At 71.8% G+C, this 15432-nt stretch carries 14 protein-coding genes; 10 read left to right on the top strand and 4 right to left on the bottom strand.

Annotated features, from left to right (window positions below):
• Positions 1-264: 264 nt before the first annotated feature.
• The gene (locus tag ACQPZQ_RS23470; RefSeq protein ID WP_433284037.1) at positions 265-1050 is read left to right on the top strand and encodes an AfsR/SARP family transcriptional regulator; all 786 of its coding nucleotides are present in this window, start codon (positions 265-267) and stop codon (positions 1048-1050) included.
• Between the two features lie 27 nt (positions 1051-1077).
• Here ACQPZQ_RS23470 and ACQPZQ_RS23465 read toward each other — a convergent pair whose 3' ends face one another.
• On the bottom strand, positions 1078-1539 hold the full coding sequence (locus ACQPZQ_RS23465; protein WP_433284035.1) for an ATP-binding protein: 462 nt from the start codon (positions 1537-1539) through the stop codon (positions 1078-1080).
• Between the two features lie 73 nt (positions 1540-1612).
• Between ACQPZQ_RS23465 and ACQPZQ_RS23460 the strand changes: the two genes are divergently transcribed.
• Genes ACQPZQ_RS23460 through ACQPZQ_RS23450 form a run of 3 tightly spaced genes read left to right on the top strand, consistent with a single transcriptional unit; the run spans position 1613 to position 2553 of the window.
• Positions 1613-1831 carry a hypothetical protein gene (locus tag ACQPZQ_RS23460; RefSeq protein ID WP_433284033.1) on the top strand — a complete coding sequence of 73 codons (219 nt, stop codon included), beginning with the start codon at positions 1613-1615 and terminating at the stop codon, positions 1829-1831.
• Entirely contained in the window at positions 1828-2139 is a 312-nt protein-coding gene (locus tag ACQPZQ_RS23455; RefSeq protein WP_433284031.1) for a DUF4235 domain-containing protein, read from the top strand. The genes ACQPZQ_RS23460 and ACQPZQ_RS23455 overlap by 4 nt, the downstream gene beginning before the upstream one ends.
• A 3-nt stretch (positions 2140-2142) precedes the next feature.
• On the top strand, positions 2143-2553 hold the full coding sequence (locus tag ACQPZQ_RS23450) for a ChaB family protein (RefSeq protein ID WP_433284029.1): 411 nt from the start codon (positions 2143-2145) through the stop codon (positions 2551-2553).
• Positions 2554-2604: 51 nt separating this feature from the next.
• Here ACQPZQ_RS23450 and fgd read toward each other — a convergent pair whose 3' ends face one another.
• A complete protein-coding gene (gene fgd, locus ACQPZQ_RS23445) occupies positions 2605-3609 on the bottom strand; it encodes a glucose-6-phosphate dehydrogenase (coenzyme-F420) (protein WP_433284028.1) in 1005 nt (334 codons plus the stop codon).
• A gap of 155 nt (positions 3610-3764) precedes the next feature.
• Between fgd and ACQPZQ_RS23440 the strand changes: the two genes are divergently transcribed.
• The 5 genes from ACQPZQ_RS23440 (at position 3765) to recQ (ending at position 10990) form a co-directional block, all read left to right on the top strand.
• Positions 3765-5558 (top strand): ABC transporter ATP-binding protein, encoded by a 1794-nt coding sequence (locus ACQPZQ_RS23440; protein ID WP_433284026.1) that lies wholly within the window; start codon positions 3765-3767, stop codon positions 5556-5558.
• The gene (locus ACQPZQ_RS23435; RefSeq protein WP_433284024.1) at positions 5555-7474 is read left to right on the top strand and encodes an ABC transporter ATP-binding protein; all 1920 of its coding nucleotides are present in this window, start codon (positions 5555-5557) and stop codon (positions 7472-7474) included. Before ACQPZQ_RS23440 ends, ACQPZQ_RS23435 begins: the two co-directional genes overlap by 4 nt.
• Before the next feature lie 27 nt (positions 7475-7501).
• A complete protein-coding gene (locus ACQPZQ_RS23430) occupies positions 7502-8272 on the top strand; it encodes a YqjF family protein (protein WP_433284022.1) in 771 nt (256 codons plus the stop codon).
• 82 nt (positions 8273-8354) lie between these two features.
• A complete protein-coding gene (locus ACQPZQ_RS23425; protein WP_433284020.1) occupies positions 8355-9128 on the top strand; it encodes a GntR family transcriptional regulator in 774 nt (257 codons plus the stop codon).
• Between the two features lie 44 nt (positions 9129-9172).
• Entirely contained in the window at positions 9173-10990 is a 1818-nt protein-coding gene (gene recQ, locus ACQPZQ_RS23420; RefSeq protein WP_433284018.1) for a DNA helicase RecQ, read from the top strand.
• Positions 10991-11017: 27 nt separating this feature from the next.
• Here the strand turns inward: recQ and ACQPZQ_RS23415 are convergent, their stop codons facing one another.
• Complete coding sequence (locus ACQPZQ_RS23415) at positions 11018-11875, bottom strand: aldo/keto reductase (protein WP_433284017.1); 858 nt, start codon at positions 11873-11875, stop codon at positions 11018-11020.
• 92 nt (positions 11876-11967) lie between these two features.
• Complete coding sequence (locus ACQPZQ_RS23410; RefSeq protein WP_433284015.1) at positions 11968-14430, bottom strand: GcvT family protein; 2463 nt, start codon at positions 14428-14430, stop codon at positions 11968-11970.
• A gap of 53 nt (positions 14431-14483) precedes the next feature.
• Here ACQPZQ_RS23410 and ACQPZQ_RS23405 point away from each other — a divergent pair, with 53 nt between their 5' ends.
• On the top strand, positions 14484-15422 hold the full coding sequence (locus tag ACQPZQ_RS23405; RefSeq protein WP_433284013.1) for a choline kinase family protein: 939 nt from the start codon (positions 14484-14486) through the stop codon (positions 15420-15422).
• Positions 15423-15432 lie beyond the last annotated feature (10 nt).

Raw genomic sequence — 15432 nt, 5'->3', positions numbered from 1 at the left:
CCTGGAAACCGCGGGTGTGACGAATATGCCCCTTGGCAACACGCCCGGTCGGGAGAAGACTCCTTCGCGGACTCGTGCGCCATCGGGCAGCGCCGACACGCCACACGCACGCGTAGCACCACATTTCGAGCACCACCATAAGCGTCACCACATTCGGGCACCATCACATTTGGGATGACCATGTCTGACGACCAGCGACGATCTCGCATGATGCAGGCTCACTCCCGCATTCAGCGACGGGTCTCTGTGCTCGGTTCATTCACCTTGACAACCGACGGTGCCACCGTCCCGCTCGGGGTCGACTCACGCAGGCTCGTGGCGTACCTCGCCGTGCATCCGAGGCCCCAGGAGCGCACGAGCCTCGCCGCGGACCTGTGGCCAGGAGTACCCACCGACGCGGCTGTACGCCTGCTCGCCGACGCCGCCACCGCCGTTGACGTACCGGAGCTGTTCGCCGACGAGGACGAGAGCGGCCCGTTGGCGCTGGCCGCCGACGTCGAGGTCGACCTCGCCGACGCACTGGGGCTCGTGCGTGCCATGCCCGACATCCCGACCAACCACGACCCCGACATCTCACTGCTGTCCGCCGACATCCTGCCCGGCTGGACCGCCCCGTGGATCGCCGTCGAGCGCGAGCGGTTCCGCCAGCTGCGGCTGCACGCGCTTGAGGAGCGCAGCCTGCGACTGACGTCCGCGGCCCGCTACGCGGAGGCCGTGGCGATCGCGAAGAGCGCCGTGCAGACCGCCCCCAGCCGCGAGAGCGCCCGCCGTGTCCTCATCGAGGCCTACCTCGGGCAGGGCGACATCGCGGCCGCGGTCGCCGAGTTCGACGACTACCAGGAGCTGCTGCGCTCGAGCGTCGGCGGGCCCGCGTCGACCGGGCTCGAGGCACTGTTCCCGCCCTCGCCGGTGTGGCCGGTGCTCCGGGCGCGCCGCACGATGCCTCGCTCAGCCGTGCAGCTGCCGGGCCTGCGCTCGGTGCGCGGCGCCACCCCCAGCACCCGACGGCTCGTCGCCGGTGGCTCGGTCCCCGGCCCGTCGCAACGCTGACCAGCACGTCTGCGGGGCCGACAGCTCCTAGAACGGGTGCAGCGGGACCTCGAAGCACACCCGGGTCCCCTGCCGCGAGCTCACCACCCGCAGTCGCTGCGACAGCCGGCCGATCACGGTGAGACCACGGCCACGGTAGCCCGGCCGGTCCGGCGCGGGCCGCCACCGGCCGTGGTCGGTCACCATCACCGCCACCACTGGTAGCGGCTCGTTCGCCAGCACCTCCAGCTCGACCTCCACGGTGGGCACCACGTCCGGCTCGTCGGAGTCGGTGTGCAGGTAGGCGTGTTCCACTCCGTTCGACACCGCCTCGCCGACCGCCAGCTGCAGGTCGATCACGACGTCCTCCGGGAGCCGCTGCTGCCCCGCCCACGCGGCGATCCGGCTCCTGATCGCCCGCAGCTCCGCCGCCCGGGCATGGTGCCGCAGCCACAACCGACGTCCGCCCGGCCGCCGGTCGGCCAGCGGGCTGATCGCGCCGTCATCCACCACGATCCTGTGGTGCCCGGCCACAGCTGGGCCAAACCGTGTCGGCGGGGAACCGATCGGGTACTCGCTGCTCATGCATGGTTCATCCGAGCCCGACGTCGCCTCCGATCCCCACCTCGCGCGGACCCGCGAGGCCGGCGGCGTCGATGGCGACACCACAGAGCACCCCGACGGGCCGAGCACCACGGGCACCGGCGCGAACGAGGAGTTCGTCGGCCGGGTGGCGGGCCAGGACGCCGGCTACGCCGGAGAGACCGGGGCTGAGGCACGTACCGAGGAGCCACAGCGATGAAGCGCGACGGGAACGAGCTGACCGGGCTGGCGAAGATCGCCTACAAGCCCATCGGACTCATCTTCGGGCTGCTCGGAGGACTGCTGGCCGGTCAGGTCTTCGCCCTGGTGTGGAAGAAGCTGTCACACGAGGACGAGGCACCGCTGCCCCTCTCCGACGACTACACCACCCGCGAGGTGCTCCTCGCCGCCACGCTGCAGGGCGCGATCTTCGGCCTGATCAAGACAGCGGTGGATCGCTACGGGATGAAGGGTGTGCGGCGGTTCCTGGACACGCCGCCGCGGCCGCACACGCGGACGGAGGTGTAGCGCGTGCCGGCAAAGGACCAGGTCCCGGGCACGGTGCAGCGTTCGGACGACAAAGCCGAGCGGACGTGGGAGAAGACCTACGACTCGGCGCTCGAGACCTACGACGACGATGGCGCCCGGGCCCACCGCGTGGCGTTCGCCGCGTTGAAGCACAGCTACGAGAAGGTCGGCGACCACTGGGAGCCCAAGGACGAGAAGGGCCCGTCCGACGAGCGGGCAGCCGAAGGTGGGCTCGACAGCGATCGGGCCACGGCGGGCGGAGTGGACGCGAACGCCTCGAAGCAGCACCTCCAGGAGGTGGCGAAGAGGCTCGACGTCCCCGGCCGCTCGTCGATGACCAAGGCCGAGCTGGTCGACGCGATCGGCAAGGCGAACGACCGGGAAACGGCGAAAGCACGCGACAAGAAGACGTAGGCACGGCAGTGCGGCGGGCACCTCGGCAGGGGTGCCCGCCGCACTCGTGTGTCAGGACAACGCGCGCAGCTTGGGCAGCACGTCCTCGGAGAACTGGGTGAGGAAGCGCTCCTGGTCCTGTCCCGGCCCGTGGAAGACGAGGTGGTTGAGCCCCGCGTCGACGTAGGGCTTGATCTGGGACACCGCGTCGTCGGGATCGGAGGCCACGATCCAGCGCTTGGCGACCTGCTCGATGGGCAGCTCGTCGGCCAGCCGCTCCATCTCGACCGCCGAGTCGACGCTGTGCTTCTGCTCGGCCGTGAGCGACAGCGGCGCCCAGAAGCGGCAGTTCTCCAGCGCCGTGTCCGGGTCGCGGTCGTAGGACATCTTGATCTCGATCATCCGGTCGATCTGGTCGAGACTGCGCCCCGACGCCTCGGCGCCCTCGGTGACGGCCGGCATCAGCTTCTCGGTGTAGAGATCCATGCCCTTGCCGGACGTGCAGATGAAACCGTCCGCCGAGCGGCCGGCGTACTTCGCCACCACCGGGCCGCCCGCCGCCACGTAGATCGGGACCGGCTGTTTCGGCTTGTCGTAGATGGTGGCCCCGACGGTGCGGTAGTACTCGCCTTCGAACGTCACGTCCTCGGACGTCCACACCTCACGCATGAGCCGGATGGCCTCGCGCAGCCGCGCGAACCGCTCCTTGAACTCGGGCCACTCCATGCCCGACACGGCGATCTCGTTGAGGGCCTCCCCGGTGCCGACACCGAGCATCACGCGGCCCGGGTAGGCCTCCCCCAGCGTGGCGAAGATCTGAGCGATCACCGCGGGGTTGTAGCGGAACGTCGGCGTGAGCACCGATGTCCCGATCTGCACCCGCTCGGTGCGCTCCCCCACCGCAGCCAGCCACACGAGCGAGGACGGTGCGTGGCCGCCCTCGTGGCGCCACGGCAGGAAGTGGTCCGACGTCACCACGCTGTCGAGGCCCACCTCTTCCGCCCGTACGGCGTACTCCACGAGCTCTCGCGGCCCGAACTGCTCCGCAGAGGCCTTGTAGCCGATCCGCAACGTCACGTCCTCAGATCCTTCCCGACCCGATCCGGTGCTTCCGTTGCCTCAAGAGTGCTACAGCCCGGCCATTGACCTCTACTCGCGTCGAGGTCGCACGGTTCCGGCATGAAAGAACTCGCATGCGTCGTTCGCCGGAAGTACCTACCGTCATCGGCGCCATGAGCGACGAATCCCAGCAGCCCGACCGGGCCACCCTCGGTACCCTGCGCCGCCTCGCCCCGTACGTCCACCCCCATCGATATGCCCTGGTCGGCGGCGCCCTCGCGGCGCTGGCCGGCAGCCTCGCCGGGCTGGCCATCCCCCTCATCACACGCGCCATCGTCGACGGTCCGATCGCCCGCTCCGAGCTGTCGGCGCTGCCGTGGCTGGTCGCAGGTGTGTTCGCGTTCGGGCTGCTCGAAGCCGGCTTGATGTTGCTGCGGCGCCGTCTCGTCGCCCGCCCCAGCACCCGCATCGAGGCCGACCTGCGGGCCGACCTGTTCGCCCACCTGCAACGCCTGCCCGTGGCGTTCCACGATCAGTGGCCGTCGGGGCAGCTGCTCTCCCGCGCGACGTCCGACCTCAACACGATTCGCTGGTTCGTCGCGTTCTCGGGGATCTTCCTCGTGGTCAACGTGCTGACCATGGTGGCGGGGGTGGCGGTGCTCGCCTGGCTCTCCCCCACGCTGGGCCTGGTCATCGGCGTCATCGCGGTGCCGCTCGTGGTGCTCACCCTCATGCTGGAGCGCCGCTACTCGGTCGCCGCCCGGCGTGCACAGGACCAGGCGGGGGACCTCGCCACGGTGATCGAGGAGTCGGCGCTGGGCATCCGCGTGCTCAAGTCGCTCGGCCGCGGACGCAGGCTCACCGCGCGGTTCGTCACGGACGCGCGGGGGCTGCGCGGCACCGAACTGCTGAAGGTGCGGTTGCTCGCTGCGCTGTGGGCCGTACTGGTGACGCTGCCCGAGGCGGCGATCGCGTTGATCCTGGGGCTGGGGGCCTACGGGGTCGCGCAGGGCACGCTGACGCTCGGCACCCTCGTGGCCGCGGTCACCGTCATGACCTACCTGTACTGGCCGATCGCCTCGATCGGCTGGCTGCTCGCCGAGGCGAGCAACGCCGCGGCCGCCACCCGGCGGTACTGGGAGGTCCGCGACGTCGTCCCGGCGATCACCGACCCGCCCGACCCGGTGCCCGCGCCGAACCCGGTGCGGGGCGAGCTCGTCCTGCGTGATGTCTCCTTCGCCTACCCCGGTGGGCGCGGAGACGTCCTGCACGGCGTCGACCTGGCCCTGCGCCCCGGGGAGACGATGGCACTGGTCGGCGCCACCGGGTCGGGCAAGACGACACTGACGGCGCTGGTGGCCCGGCTCTACGACGTCACCGGCGGCGCGGTGCTGATCGATGGCATCGACGTCCGTGACCTGCGGCTGGCCGACCTGCGCACCGCTGTGGCCACCGCTTTCGAGGACCCGGTGCTGATCTCGGCCAGCGTGCGGGAGAACGTGGCGCTCGGACTCCCGTCCGCGTCGGACGAACAGGTGTGGGAGGCCCTGCGCGTGGCGAGCGCCGACGGTTTCGTCGCCGCGCTGCCGTGGGGCCTCGACACCCGGATCGGCGAGCAGGGTATGTCGCTCTCGGGCGGGCAGCGCCAGCGGCTCGCCCTGGCCAGGGCGGTGATCGGGCGCCCGCCCGTCCTGGTGCTGGACGACCCGCTCTCCGCGCTGGACGTGCACACCGAGGCAGAGGTGGAGGCCGCGCTCCGGCGGGTGCTGGGAGGGGTGACGGCGCTGGTCGTGGCGCACCGGTCGTCCACCGTGCAGCTCGCCGACCGGGTCGCGCTACTCGTCGACGGCCGGATCGTGGCCGTCGGCACGCACAGCGAACTGCTGGCCACGAACGCGGAGTACCGGCGGCTGCTGACGAGCGCGCTGGACGACCTGACCGACGAACGAGAGGAGGTGGGCGCATGAGTACCGACACCGGCACGGAGACCGTGGCCGGCAAGGGCACGGAGACGGGCCCGGAGCCCGAGACGGGCCCGGGAGCCGACGTCGAGACCTGGCGCGGTATCGCCGCCGAGGACGACGAAGCCGACGAGATCGACCGGACCACCGGGCTGCGGATGCAGCGCCGCGCCCGCCTGCTCGTCGGGGAACTGCTGCGTCCGCACCGGCGCGCCGTGGTGCTCGCGGCGGTGCTGCTCGTCGCCGAGAACCTGGCGATGCTCGCCGGGCCGCTCCTCGTGGCCACCGCGATCGACCAGGGCGTGCCCGCTGCCCTCGCCGGGCGCCCCGGCCCGCTGGCCTGGTCCATCGCCGGGTACGCGGCCACCGGGATCGCCGGCGCGGCCCTGCGCTCGGCGTTCACGCTGCTGTCCGGCCGGGTCGGGCAGGATCTGCTGCTCGACCTGCGCCGCCGCGTGTTCGCCCACGGGCAGCGGCTGTCGCTCGACTTCCACGAGTCCTACACCTCGGGCCGGCTGATCTCGCGCCTGACCAGCGACATGGACTCGCTCACCGACCTGCTGGAGAAGGGGTTCGAAGGCCTGTTCGGGGCCGTGCTCTCGCTGGTCGGCATCACGGTGCTGCTCGTGTGGCTCGACCCGGCGCTCGCCGCGGTCGTGCTGTGCGGCTTCGTGCCGCTGCTGGTGCTCACCCGCTGGTTCCAGCGCAGTTCGCGGGCGAGCTACCGGCGCACCCGCAGCACGGTGGCCCGGCTGATCGTGCACTTCGTCGAGTCGATGAACGGCATACGCGCCGTGCAGGCGTTCCGCCGCGAGCGGCGCAACGACGAGATCATGGACGGGCTCACCACCGCCCACCGGGATGCCAACACCGCGGCGTTCCTCACGGTGGCGTGGTACATCGCGGGGGTCCGCCTCGTCGGCAACGCCACGCTGGCGCTCATCCTGCTGATCGGCGGCCTGCGGGTGCTGGACGGCACGCTGGCCCTGGGCGCCCTCACGGCGTTCCTGCTGTACCTGCGCCGGCTGTATGACCCCATGGACGACCTGGCGCAGTTCTTCAACAGCTACCAGTCGGCTGCCGCCGCGCTGGAGAAGATCGCCTCCGTCCTCGACACACCGGCGAGCGTGCCCGAGCCGGTCCGTCCGGTGCCGTTGCCGTTCCCCGTGCGCGGAGAGCTCGAGTTCGACGGCGTCAGCTTCGCCTACCGCAGGGCCGCCGAGCGCACGGTGCTGCCGGAGTTCTCGCTGCACATCCCGGCCGGGCAGACGGTCGCGCTCGTCGGGGCCACCGGCGCGGGCAAGTCGACGCTGGCCAAGCTCGCGGCGCGGTTCTACGACCCGGTCTCGGGCGCGGTCCGCCTCGACGGGGTGGATCTGCGCGACGTCACCGACGAGGCACTGCGCTCCGCAATGGTGATGATCACGCAGGAGGCGTTCCTGTTCGCCGGTTCGGTGGCGGACAACATCGCGATGGGCCGGTCAGGGGATGTCGGGTCGCTCAGGCGCAACGAGATCGTGGCCGCCGCCGACGCGGTGGGTGCACGGGAGTTCATCGAAGCGCTGCCCGACGGGTTCGACACCGACGTGCGCAAACGCGGAGGCCGCCTCTCGGCGGGGCAACGCCAGCTCGTCTCGCTCGCCAGGGTGGTGCTGGCCGATCCGGCGGTGGTGCTCCTGGACGAGGCCACCTCGTCGCTCGACATCCCCTCGGAACAGGCGGTGCAGGCCGCGCTGGAGACCGTGCTCGCCGGGCGAACGTCGATGATCATCGCCCACCGGCTCTCGACGGTGCTGATCGCCGACCGCGTGCTCGTGGTGGCCGACGGCAAGGTCGTGCAGGACGGGACGCCGGAGGAACTGCTCCGCGGCGGGGGTGAGTTCGCCGACCTGCACGAGGCATGGCGCGCGTCGGTCGCCTGAGTGCGGGCCCGGGCACAGGATGGACGGGTGCGCCCGCCCGCCACGCCCGAACCGGTCTCCGTCGACGCGCCGGCGCTGCCCCGGCCGCACCTGCTGCGGCAGCGCTGGCGCGACGTCACGTTCCTGCACTGGGCGGTCCGGCCCGACGAGGTCACCCGGTTCCTCCCGCCCGGCGTCGAGCCCGACGTCCTCGACGGGCAGACCTACGTCGGGCTCGTGCCGTTCCGCATGTCCGGCACCGGTTTCGCCCACGGGCCGGCCATCCCCTGGGTCGGCTCGTTCCTGGAGACCAACGTGCGCCTGTACTCCGTGGACGCCACGGGGCGGCGCGGGGTGGTGTTCCTCAGCCTCGACGCCGAGCGGGCGGTCGCGGTGGCTGCCGCCCGCTCGGTCTTCGGGCTGCCCTACCGGTGGGCGTGGATGCGGTTCGTCGCCGACGGCGACATCCGCGGCTACGCGACACGCACACAGTGGCAGGGCGCGGCGCGCAGCCGGATCATCGTGCGGGCCGGTGCCGAGACCGTCGACGGCCCGCTGGAACGCTTCCTCACCGCACGCTGGGGGCTGCACGTCGCCCATCTCGGCCGCACCTGGTACCTGCCGAACGCCCACGAGGCCTGGCCGTTGCGGACGGCGCAGGTGCTGGAGCTCGACGACGGCCTGCTCGCCGCGGTGGGCCTCGGTGCGCTCGCCCGGCGCCCGCCCGACCACGTTGCGTTCAGCGACGGCGCCTCGGTGACGTTCGGGATGCCGGCCCTCGCGACCACCCCGCGACGGCACGGCAGGTCGGCCGAGTAGCAGCGCCCGCCACCCGGCCGCCGGGCCCGACCGCCGGGCGAAGATCCATCAGTGCCTGACCAGGCACGCCTACGCTGTATACGTGTCGACTGAGCTGCTCGATCGCGCACCCACGCTGGACCGCCGGCACGGGCTGCCGGTGCACACCCAGATCGAGCAGTGGCTCATGAACGAGATCACGCACGGCCAGATCGCCACCGGCGACCGCCTGCCCGGCGAGCGGGCCCTGGCCGCGGCGCTGCGGGTGAGCCGCATGACGCTGCGCCAGGCCTTGGACGGGCTCGCCCGCCGTGGAGTGCTCATCCGCCTGCCGGGCCGGACGGGCGGGGCGTTCGTCGCCGAACCGAAGATCGACTGCGACCTCACAGGGCTCGCGGGGTTCACCGAACAAATGCGAAGGGCGCACCGGCGGGCCGGCGCCGAGGTGCTGTCGGCACGCACGATCGTCGCCGACCAGGAGGTGGCGGCGGCCTTGCGCATCCCGGTGGGCGCGGCCGTCCACGAGCTCGTGCGGGTGCGTTCGGCGGACGGCACGCCACTCGCACTGGAACGGTCCTGGCTGCCCGCCGAGCACCTCGCCGACCTGCTCGACCACCCGCTCACCGGCTCGATCTACGACCTGCTCGCCGACCACTTCGGGCTCGCTCCGCACACCGCGGTGGAGTACCTGGAGTCGGTCAGCGCTGACGCGGCCGACGCCGCGGCACTCGGGGTGCCACGCGGCACCGCCCTCATGAGCGTGGAGCGCGTCGCGCAGTCGGTGGCCGGGTTGCCCGTCGAGTTCGCCCGTGACGTCTACCGTGCCGACCGGGTGCGGTTGATGGTGCGCACGGACGTGCGCAGCCGCCAGGACTGACGGTTCGCCGACGAGGGGGCCCAGGCGGCGCCTACGATCACGGGGTGACGCTCCCCCGGACGGCCGACGCGCACGAGGTGCTCCACCGGATCTTCGGCTACGACACGTTCCGCGGGAACCAGCAGGAGATCATCGAGCACGTGTGCGGCGGCGGCGACGCCCTCGTGCTCATGCCCACGGGCGGTGGCAAGTCGCTGTGCTACCAGATCCCCGCGCTGGTCCGCGAGGGTGTCGGCGTCGTCGTCTCGCCGCTGATCGCGCTGATGCAGGATCAGGTCGACGCCCTGCTCGCGCTCGGTGTCCGTGCGGGCTTCCTCAACTCCACACAGGGCCCCGACGAACGGCGGGCGGTCGAGACCGCGTTCCTCGCCGGCGAGCTGGACCTGCTCTACCTCGCCCCCGAGCGGCTGCGTGTGGAGTCCACCTTGCGCCTGCTCGGCCGCGGAAGGATCGCGCTGTTCGCCATCGACGAGGCGCACTGCGTGTCCCAGTGGGGCCACGACTTCCGCCCCGACTACCTCGCGCTCTCCCAGCTGCACGAACGCTGGCCCGACGTGCCCCGCATCGCGCTCACGGCCACCGCAACCAAGGCCACCCACGCCGAGATCGCCACCCGCCTGGGCCTGGACGACGCTCGGCATTTCGTCGCGAGCTTCGACCGGCCCAACATCCAGTACCGGATCGCGCCGAAGGACGAGCCGCGCCGCCAGCTGCTCCAGCTCCTGCGCACCGAGCATCCCGGCGACGCCGGCATCGTCTACTGCCTCTCGCGCAACTCGGTGGAGAAGACCGCGGAGTTCCTCGCGGCGCAGGGCCTCACGGCGCTGCCGTACCACGCCGGGCTCGACGCCGGCACACGCGCGGCCAACCAGTCCCGGTTCCTGCGCGAGGACGGCGTGATCATGGTCGCCACCATCGCGTTCGGCATGGGCATCGACAAGCCCGACGTGCGGTTCGTCGCCCACCTCGACCTGCCCAAGTCCGTGGAGGGCTACTACCAGGAGACCGGCCGCGCGGGGCGGGACGGCCTCCCGTCCACGGCATGGCTCGCCTATGGGCTCGCCGACGTCGTCCAGCAACGCAAGATGATCGACGACTCCGACGGCGACCTCGCCCACCGCCGCCGGCTCTCCCAGCACCTCGACGCGATGCTCGCGCTCTGCGAGACCGTCGAGTGCCGCCGGGTGCAGCTGCTGAACTACTTCGGGCAGCAGGGCACGCCGTGCGGCAACTGCGACACGTGCCTCGTCCCGCCCGAGTCGTGGGACGGCACGGTCGCCGCGCAGAAGGTGCTCTCCACCGTGTTCCGGCTCGACCGCGAGCGGCGCCAGAAGTTCGGAGCCGGGCAGATCATCGACATCCTGCTCGGCAAGCGCACGGCGAAGGTCGAGCAGTTCGACCACCACTCGCTCACCGTGTTCGGGGTGGGCACCGAGCTGAGCGAGGGCGAGTGGCGTGGAGTCGTCCGCCAGCTCATGGCACAAGGTCTCTTGGCGGTGGAGGGCAACTACCAGACGTTCGTGCTCACCGAGGCCAGTCGCGGCGTGCTGCGCGGCGAGCGGCAGGTGATGATGCGGCGCGATCCGAAACGCCAGGCACAGGGGCGTTCCCGCTCGGCGCGTACGCCGCAGGCGGAGCTGCCCGCCGCCGCGGCACCGGTGTTCGAGCGGCTGCGAGCCTGGCGCGGGGCCACGGCGAAGGAGCAGGGCGTGCCCGCCTACGTGATCTTCCACGACGCCACGCTGCGGGAGATCGCCACGCGCATGCCCTCCACCACCGCCGAGCTGGGCACGATCAGCGGGATCGGGGAGAACAAGCTCGCCAAGTACGGCGAGCAGGTGCTGCAGACCCTCGCGGGCTGAGCCGGGATCACCGACCCTGCTCCGGGGTCAGAGCACCTCGAGTGGCTCAGGCCGGCGTGGCGGCGGGAACGCGGCGTCCAGCACCGCGAGGTCGTCGCCGGTGAGTGTGATGTCGCGGGCCGCCGCGTTCTCCCGGACGTGCTCCGGGTTGCCGGAGCGCGGGATCGCGATCGTGCCCGGCCGGCGCAACGCCCACGCCAGCGCGATCTGGGCGGGTGTCGCGCCGTGCCGGCGGGCTACCTCACCCAGTGCCGGATCGCCGAGCAGCCTGCCCTGCTCGATCGGTGAGTAGGCCATCACCGGGACGCCGTGCTCGGCGCACCACGGGAGCAGGTCGTACTCGGGGCCGCGGCGGGTGAGGTTGTAGAGGATCTGGTCGGTGGCCACCGCCGCACCCCCGGACAGGTCGTACAGCTGCGCCATCTCGTCCTGGTCGAGGTTGCTCACTCCCCAGCTCCGGATGGCGCCGGCGTCGAGCAGGTCGGTGAACCCGGCGATCGTCTCGGCGAAGGGCACGCGGCCGCGCCAATGCAGCAGGTACAGGTCGATCCGGTCGGTGCCGAGGCGGCGCAGGCTCTCCCGGCACGCCTGCACGGTGCCGGCGCGGGTGGCGTGGTGGGGCAGCACCTTGTCGACGATGAACACCTCGTCGCGGCGACCGGCGAACGCCTCGCCGACGAGTTCCTCCGCCGCACCGTCGCCGTACATCTCGGCCGTGTCGATGACGGTCATGCCGAGGTCGAGGCCCAGGCGCAGCGCCGCGACCTCGTCGGAACGCCGTCGGGGGTCATCACCGAGGTACCAGGTGCCCTGGCCGAGCGCAGGCACCTCCTCGCCCGACGGCAACGTCACGGTGCGGGGACCCGCCATCGTCTGTACCTCCATGTCGTGGCTCCGCCGCCATTCTTGGGCCGCCATTCTTGGGCCACCATTCTGGCCGGTCCCACGCAGCCCCGTGATCGGAGACACCCCGGCGGTCAGCCGTCGGCGCGGATGCGCTCGCCCTTCGGGTCGTAGAGGATCGGCGCCGCCACCGTGGCGTCCACCCACGTGCCGTCGACCTGCACCGCCACCGGCGTCTCCTCCGCGGCGCCTGCGGGCAGGTAGGCATAGGCGATGGAGCGCGCGACTGTGTAGCCGTATCCGCCGGAGGTCACCCGGCTCACGACCTCGTCCCCGATCCGGACCGGCTCCCCGCCCAGCGCGACCATGCGGGGGTCATCGAGCACGAGGCACTGCAGTCTCCGGGTGACCCCTCGCGCCCGGCCGGCCAGCAGTGCCCCGCGCCCGACGAACTCGCCATCACCGTCACTGCGGCGGACGGCGAAGCTCAGACCGGCCTCGTCCGGGGTGGTGTCGGGTCCGATGTCGGCACCCCACACCCGGTATCCCTTCTCCAGGCGAAGGCTCTCGATCGCCCGGTACCCAGCCGGTCTCAAGCCGTGGGGAGCACCGGCCTCGACGAGCGTGTGCCAGAGCGCGGCGCCGTACTCGGTGGAGCAGTAGAGCTCGAAGCCCAGCTCACCGACGAACGTGACACGCAGCGCGCGCACCGGGACGTCCCCGACCGTCGTCTCGCGCATGGACGGGTAGGGGAAGTCGGCGTTCGAGAGGGACGCAGGCGTGAGCGGCGCAAGCACGTCACGGGCGCGCGGCCCCCATAGCCCGAAGCACACCCAGGCGCCGGTCACGTCGGCGAGGCGCACCCGAGAACCGGTCGCCCGGGCCTGGCGGCGCAGCCATCCGAGGTCGTGCGGTCCGAACGCCGTGCCCGTGACCACGAGGAACTCCTCGGGGCCTGCCCTGGTGACGGTCACGTCCATCTCGATGCCGCCGCGGTCGTTGAGGGCCTGCGTGTAGACGACGGCGCCGGGTGCGCGGTCGGTGCGACCGGCGAAGACGTGACGGCAGAACGCGGCGGCGTCCGGACCGGAGACCTCGATCTTCGAGAACGAGCTCTCGTCGAACAGGCCGACGGCCTCCCGCACGGCGACGTGCTCGGTCTCGACGCAGGGCGACCAGTGCCGGCCGGCCCATCCGCGTGGTCGCAGCTCCTCGGAACCGGGTTCGGAGTAGTGGTTCACCCGCTCCCAGCCGGCCTTCTCCCCGAACACCGCGCCGTGCGCCGCGTGCCACGGATACGCGGGCGATGTGCGCAGCGGGCGCCCCGCCGTGCGTTCCGCGGCCGGATAACGGATGTCGTAGTAGCTCTCGTAGTTCTCCCGCACACGGGCGAGGGTGTATCCGGGTGAGCGGTAGTGCCGGTGGCCGAAGCGGCGCACGTCCATGTGCCACAGGTCGAGGCCGGGGTCGCCGTCGAGGATCCACGCCGCCATCACGCGCCCGACGCCCCCCGCACCAGCGATCCCGTGCGCGCAGAACCCGGCCGCGACGAAGAACCCCGCGACCTCGGTCTCCCCGAGGCAGAACTCGTTGTCCGGGGTGAACGCCTCCGGTCCGTTGATCATCGACGCCACGCCGGTGTCGGTGAGCACCGGGACGCGGATCTGGGAGTTGGTGATGATCTCCTCGAACCGGTCCCAGTCCGGTGGGAGCAGCTTGCCGTTGAAGTCCGGCGGGACCGCATCGAGGCGGCGGGCTGTGGCCGTCCACGGCGCGCTCCGGCGCTCGTAGCCGCCCATCACCAGCCCGTCGATCTCCTGGCGGTAGTAGACGAGCAGGTCGGGGTCGCGCAGCGACGGCAGCGGATGATCGGGCAGCGAGCCGGGCGGGAGCGGCGCCGTGACGACGTACTGGTGTGACATCGGCACCACCGGGACCCTGACGTCCACCAGGCGCGCGATCTCGGCGGCGAACATGCCGCCGCAGTCGACCACCACCTCGCACTCGACGTCCCCACGGTCGGTCCGGACGCGCGTCACCCGCCCGTCCGCCGTGTCGATGCCGACCACCCGCGTCTGCTGGACGATCGTCGCTCCCCCGGCCCGCGCGAGGGCCGCGAGGGCGTAGCAGAGCCGAGCCGGGTCGACCTGGCCGTCGGTCGGCGTGTAGGCGGCCCCGAGCACGCCCTGAGCCGACATCAGCGGGAACAGGTCGGCCGCCTCGGCGGCGGAGATCAGTTCGAGCGGCAGGCCGGAGCGCTGTGCCCAGCCCGCCTGCCTGCGGATCTCCTCCAGACGGGTGGGCGAGGACGCGAGCCGCAGCGAGCCGGACTCCACCCAGCCCGGGGCGTGCTCCGTCTCCTGCAGCCTGCGATAGAGCTCGACCGACCAGCCGTTCATGGTGGTGAGCGCCGGATCGGAGCGCAGCTGGCCGACCAGCCCCGCCGAGTGGAACGTGGATCCGCTGGTGAGCTCCGCGCGCTCCAGGAGGAGGACGTCCCGCTCGCCGCGCTCGACGAGATGGAAGGCCACGCTCGCGCCGCCCACTCCCCCACCGATCACCACGACACGGGCTCGGCCGGGGAGCGCTTGCGCCATGAGCGCGACCTTACGGTCTAGACCGTTCCCGGCGCGAGCCCTACCATCCACCGATGCAGGTGCGGACCATGGCGGTCGATCCCGCCACCGACGCACTGCTCGACTCCATCCCCTGCACGGCGCGCCGCCCCCGCACGGTCGAGGAGCTTCCCGGCGGCCTCACCAACCGCAATCTCAAGGTCACCAACCCCGAGGGGTCCTGTGTGGTGCGCATCCCCATGCAGGAGGGCGGTGGGCTGCTGGGCATCGACCGCGAGAACGAGTACGCCAACTCGGTCGCCGCCGCGGAAGCAGGAGTTGGTGCACCCGTCCTGCACTATCGCCCCGGCACCGGCCTGACCGTCGGGTACCTGCCCGGCCGCGCGCTCACCGACGAGGATCTGCACGACCGCGAGATCCTGCGCCTCGTCGCGGCAGCCTGTCGCCGGCTGCACTCCGGGCCGCGATTCGCGGGCGACTTCGACATGTTCGACGTCCAGGCTCGCTACCGGCGCATCGTCGCCGACCACGGCTTTCGGCTACCCCCTCGTTACGACGAGTTCGCCCCGCTGGTGCCGCGGATCCAGGCGGCGCTCGGCCCCCGGGTCACGGTGCCGTGCAACAACGACCTGCTCGCCGCCAACCTCCTCCTCTGCCCCGACGGGAGCGGTGGAAGGCAGGTGCGGATCATCGACTTCGAGTACTCCGGCAACAACGACCCGGCCTTCGAGCTGGGCAACATCTGGAGCGAGGCCGCGCTGCCGCTCCCGCTGCTGAGCGTGCTCGTCGCCGCCTACCACGGGCGGCCCTCTCCCCGGCAGGTCGCACGGGCCCGGCTGTTCGCGCTGATGGCGAAGTACGGCTGGATGCTGTGGGCCTCGATCCAGCACGGCTCCAGCCCGCTGGACTTCGACTTCTGGTCCTGGGGCATGGAGAAGTACGACCGTGCCGTCCGGGAGTTCGACGGACCCGACCTCGAGCACCTGCTCGTGGCCGCGCGCCTACCCGACTGAGATCCGCGAT

Origin of the sequence: Pseudonocardia sp. CA-142604, assembly GCF_050948475.1 — a bacterium.
Classification (GTDB): domain Bacteria; phylum Actinomycetota; class Actinomycetes; order Mycobacteriales; family Pseudonocardiaceae; genus Pseudonocardia; species Pseudonocardia alaniniphila.
This window is presented reverse-complemented; position numbering and strand designations above follow the sequence as displayed.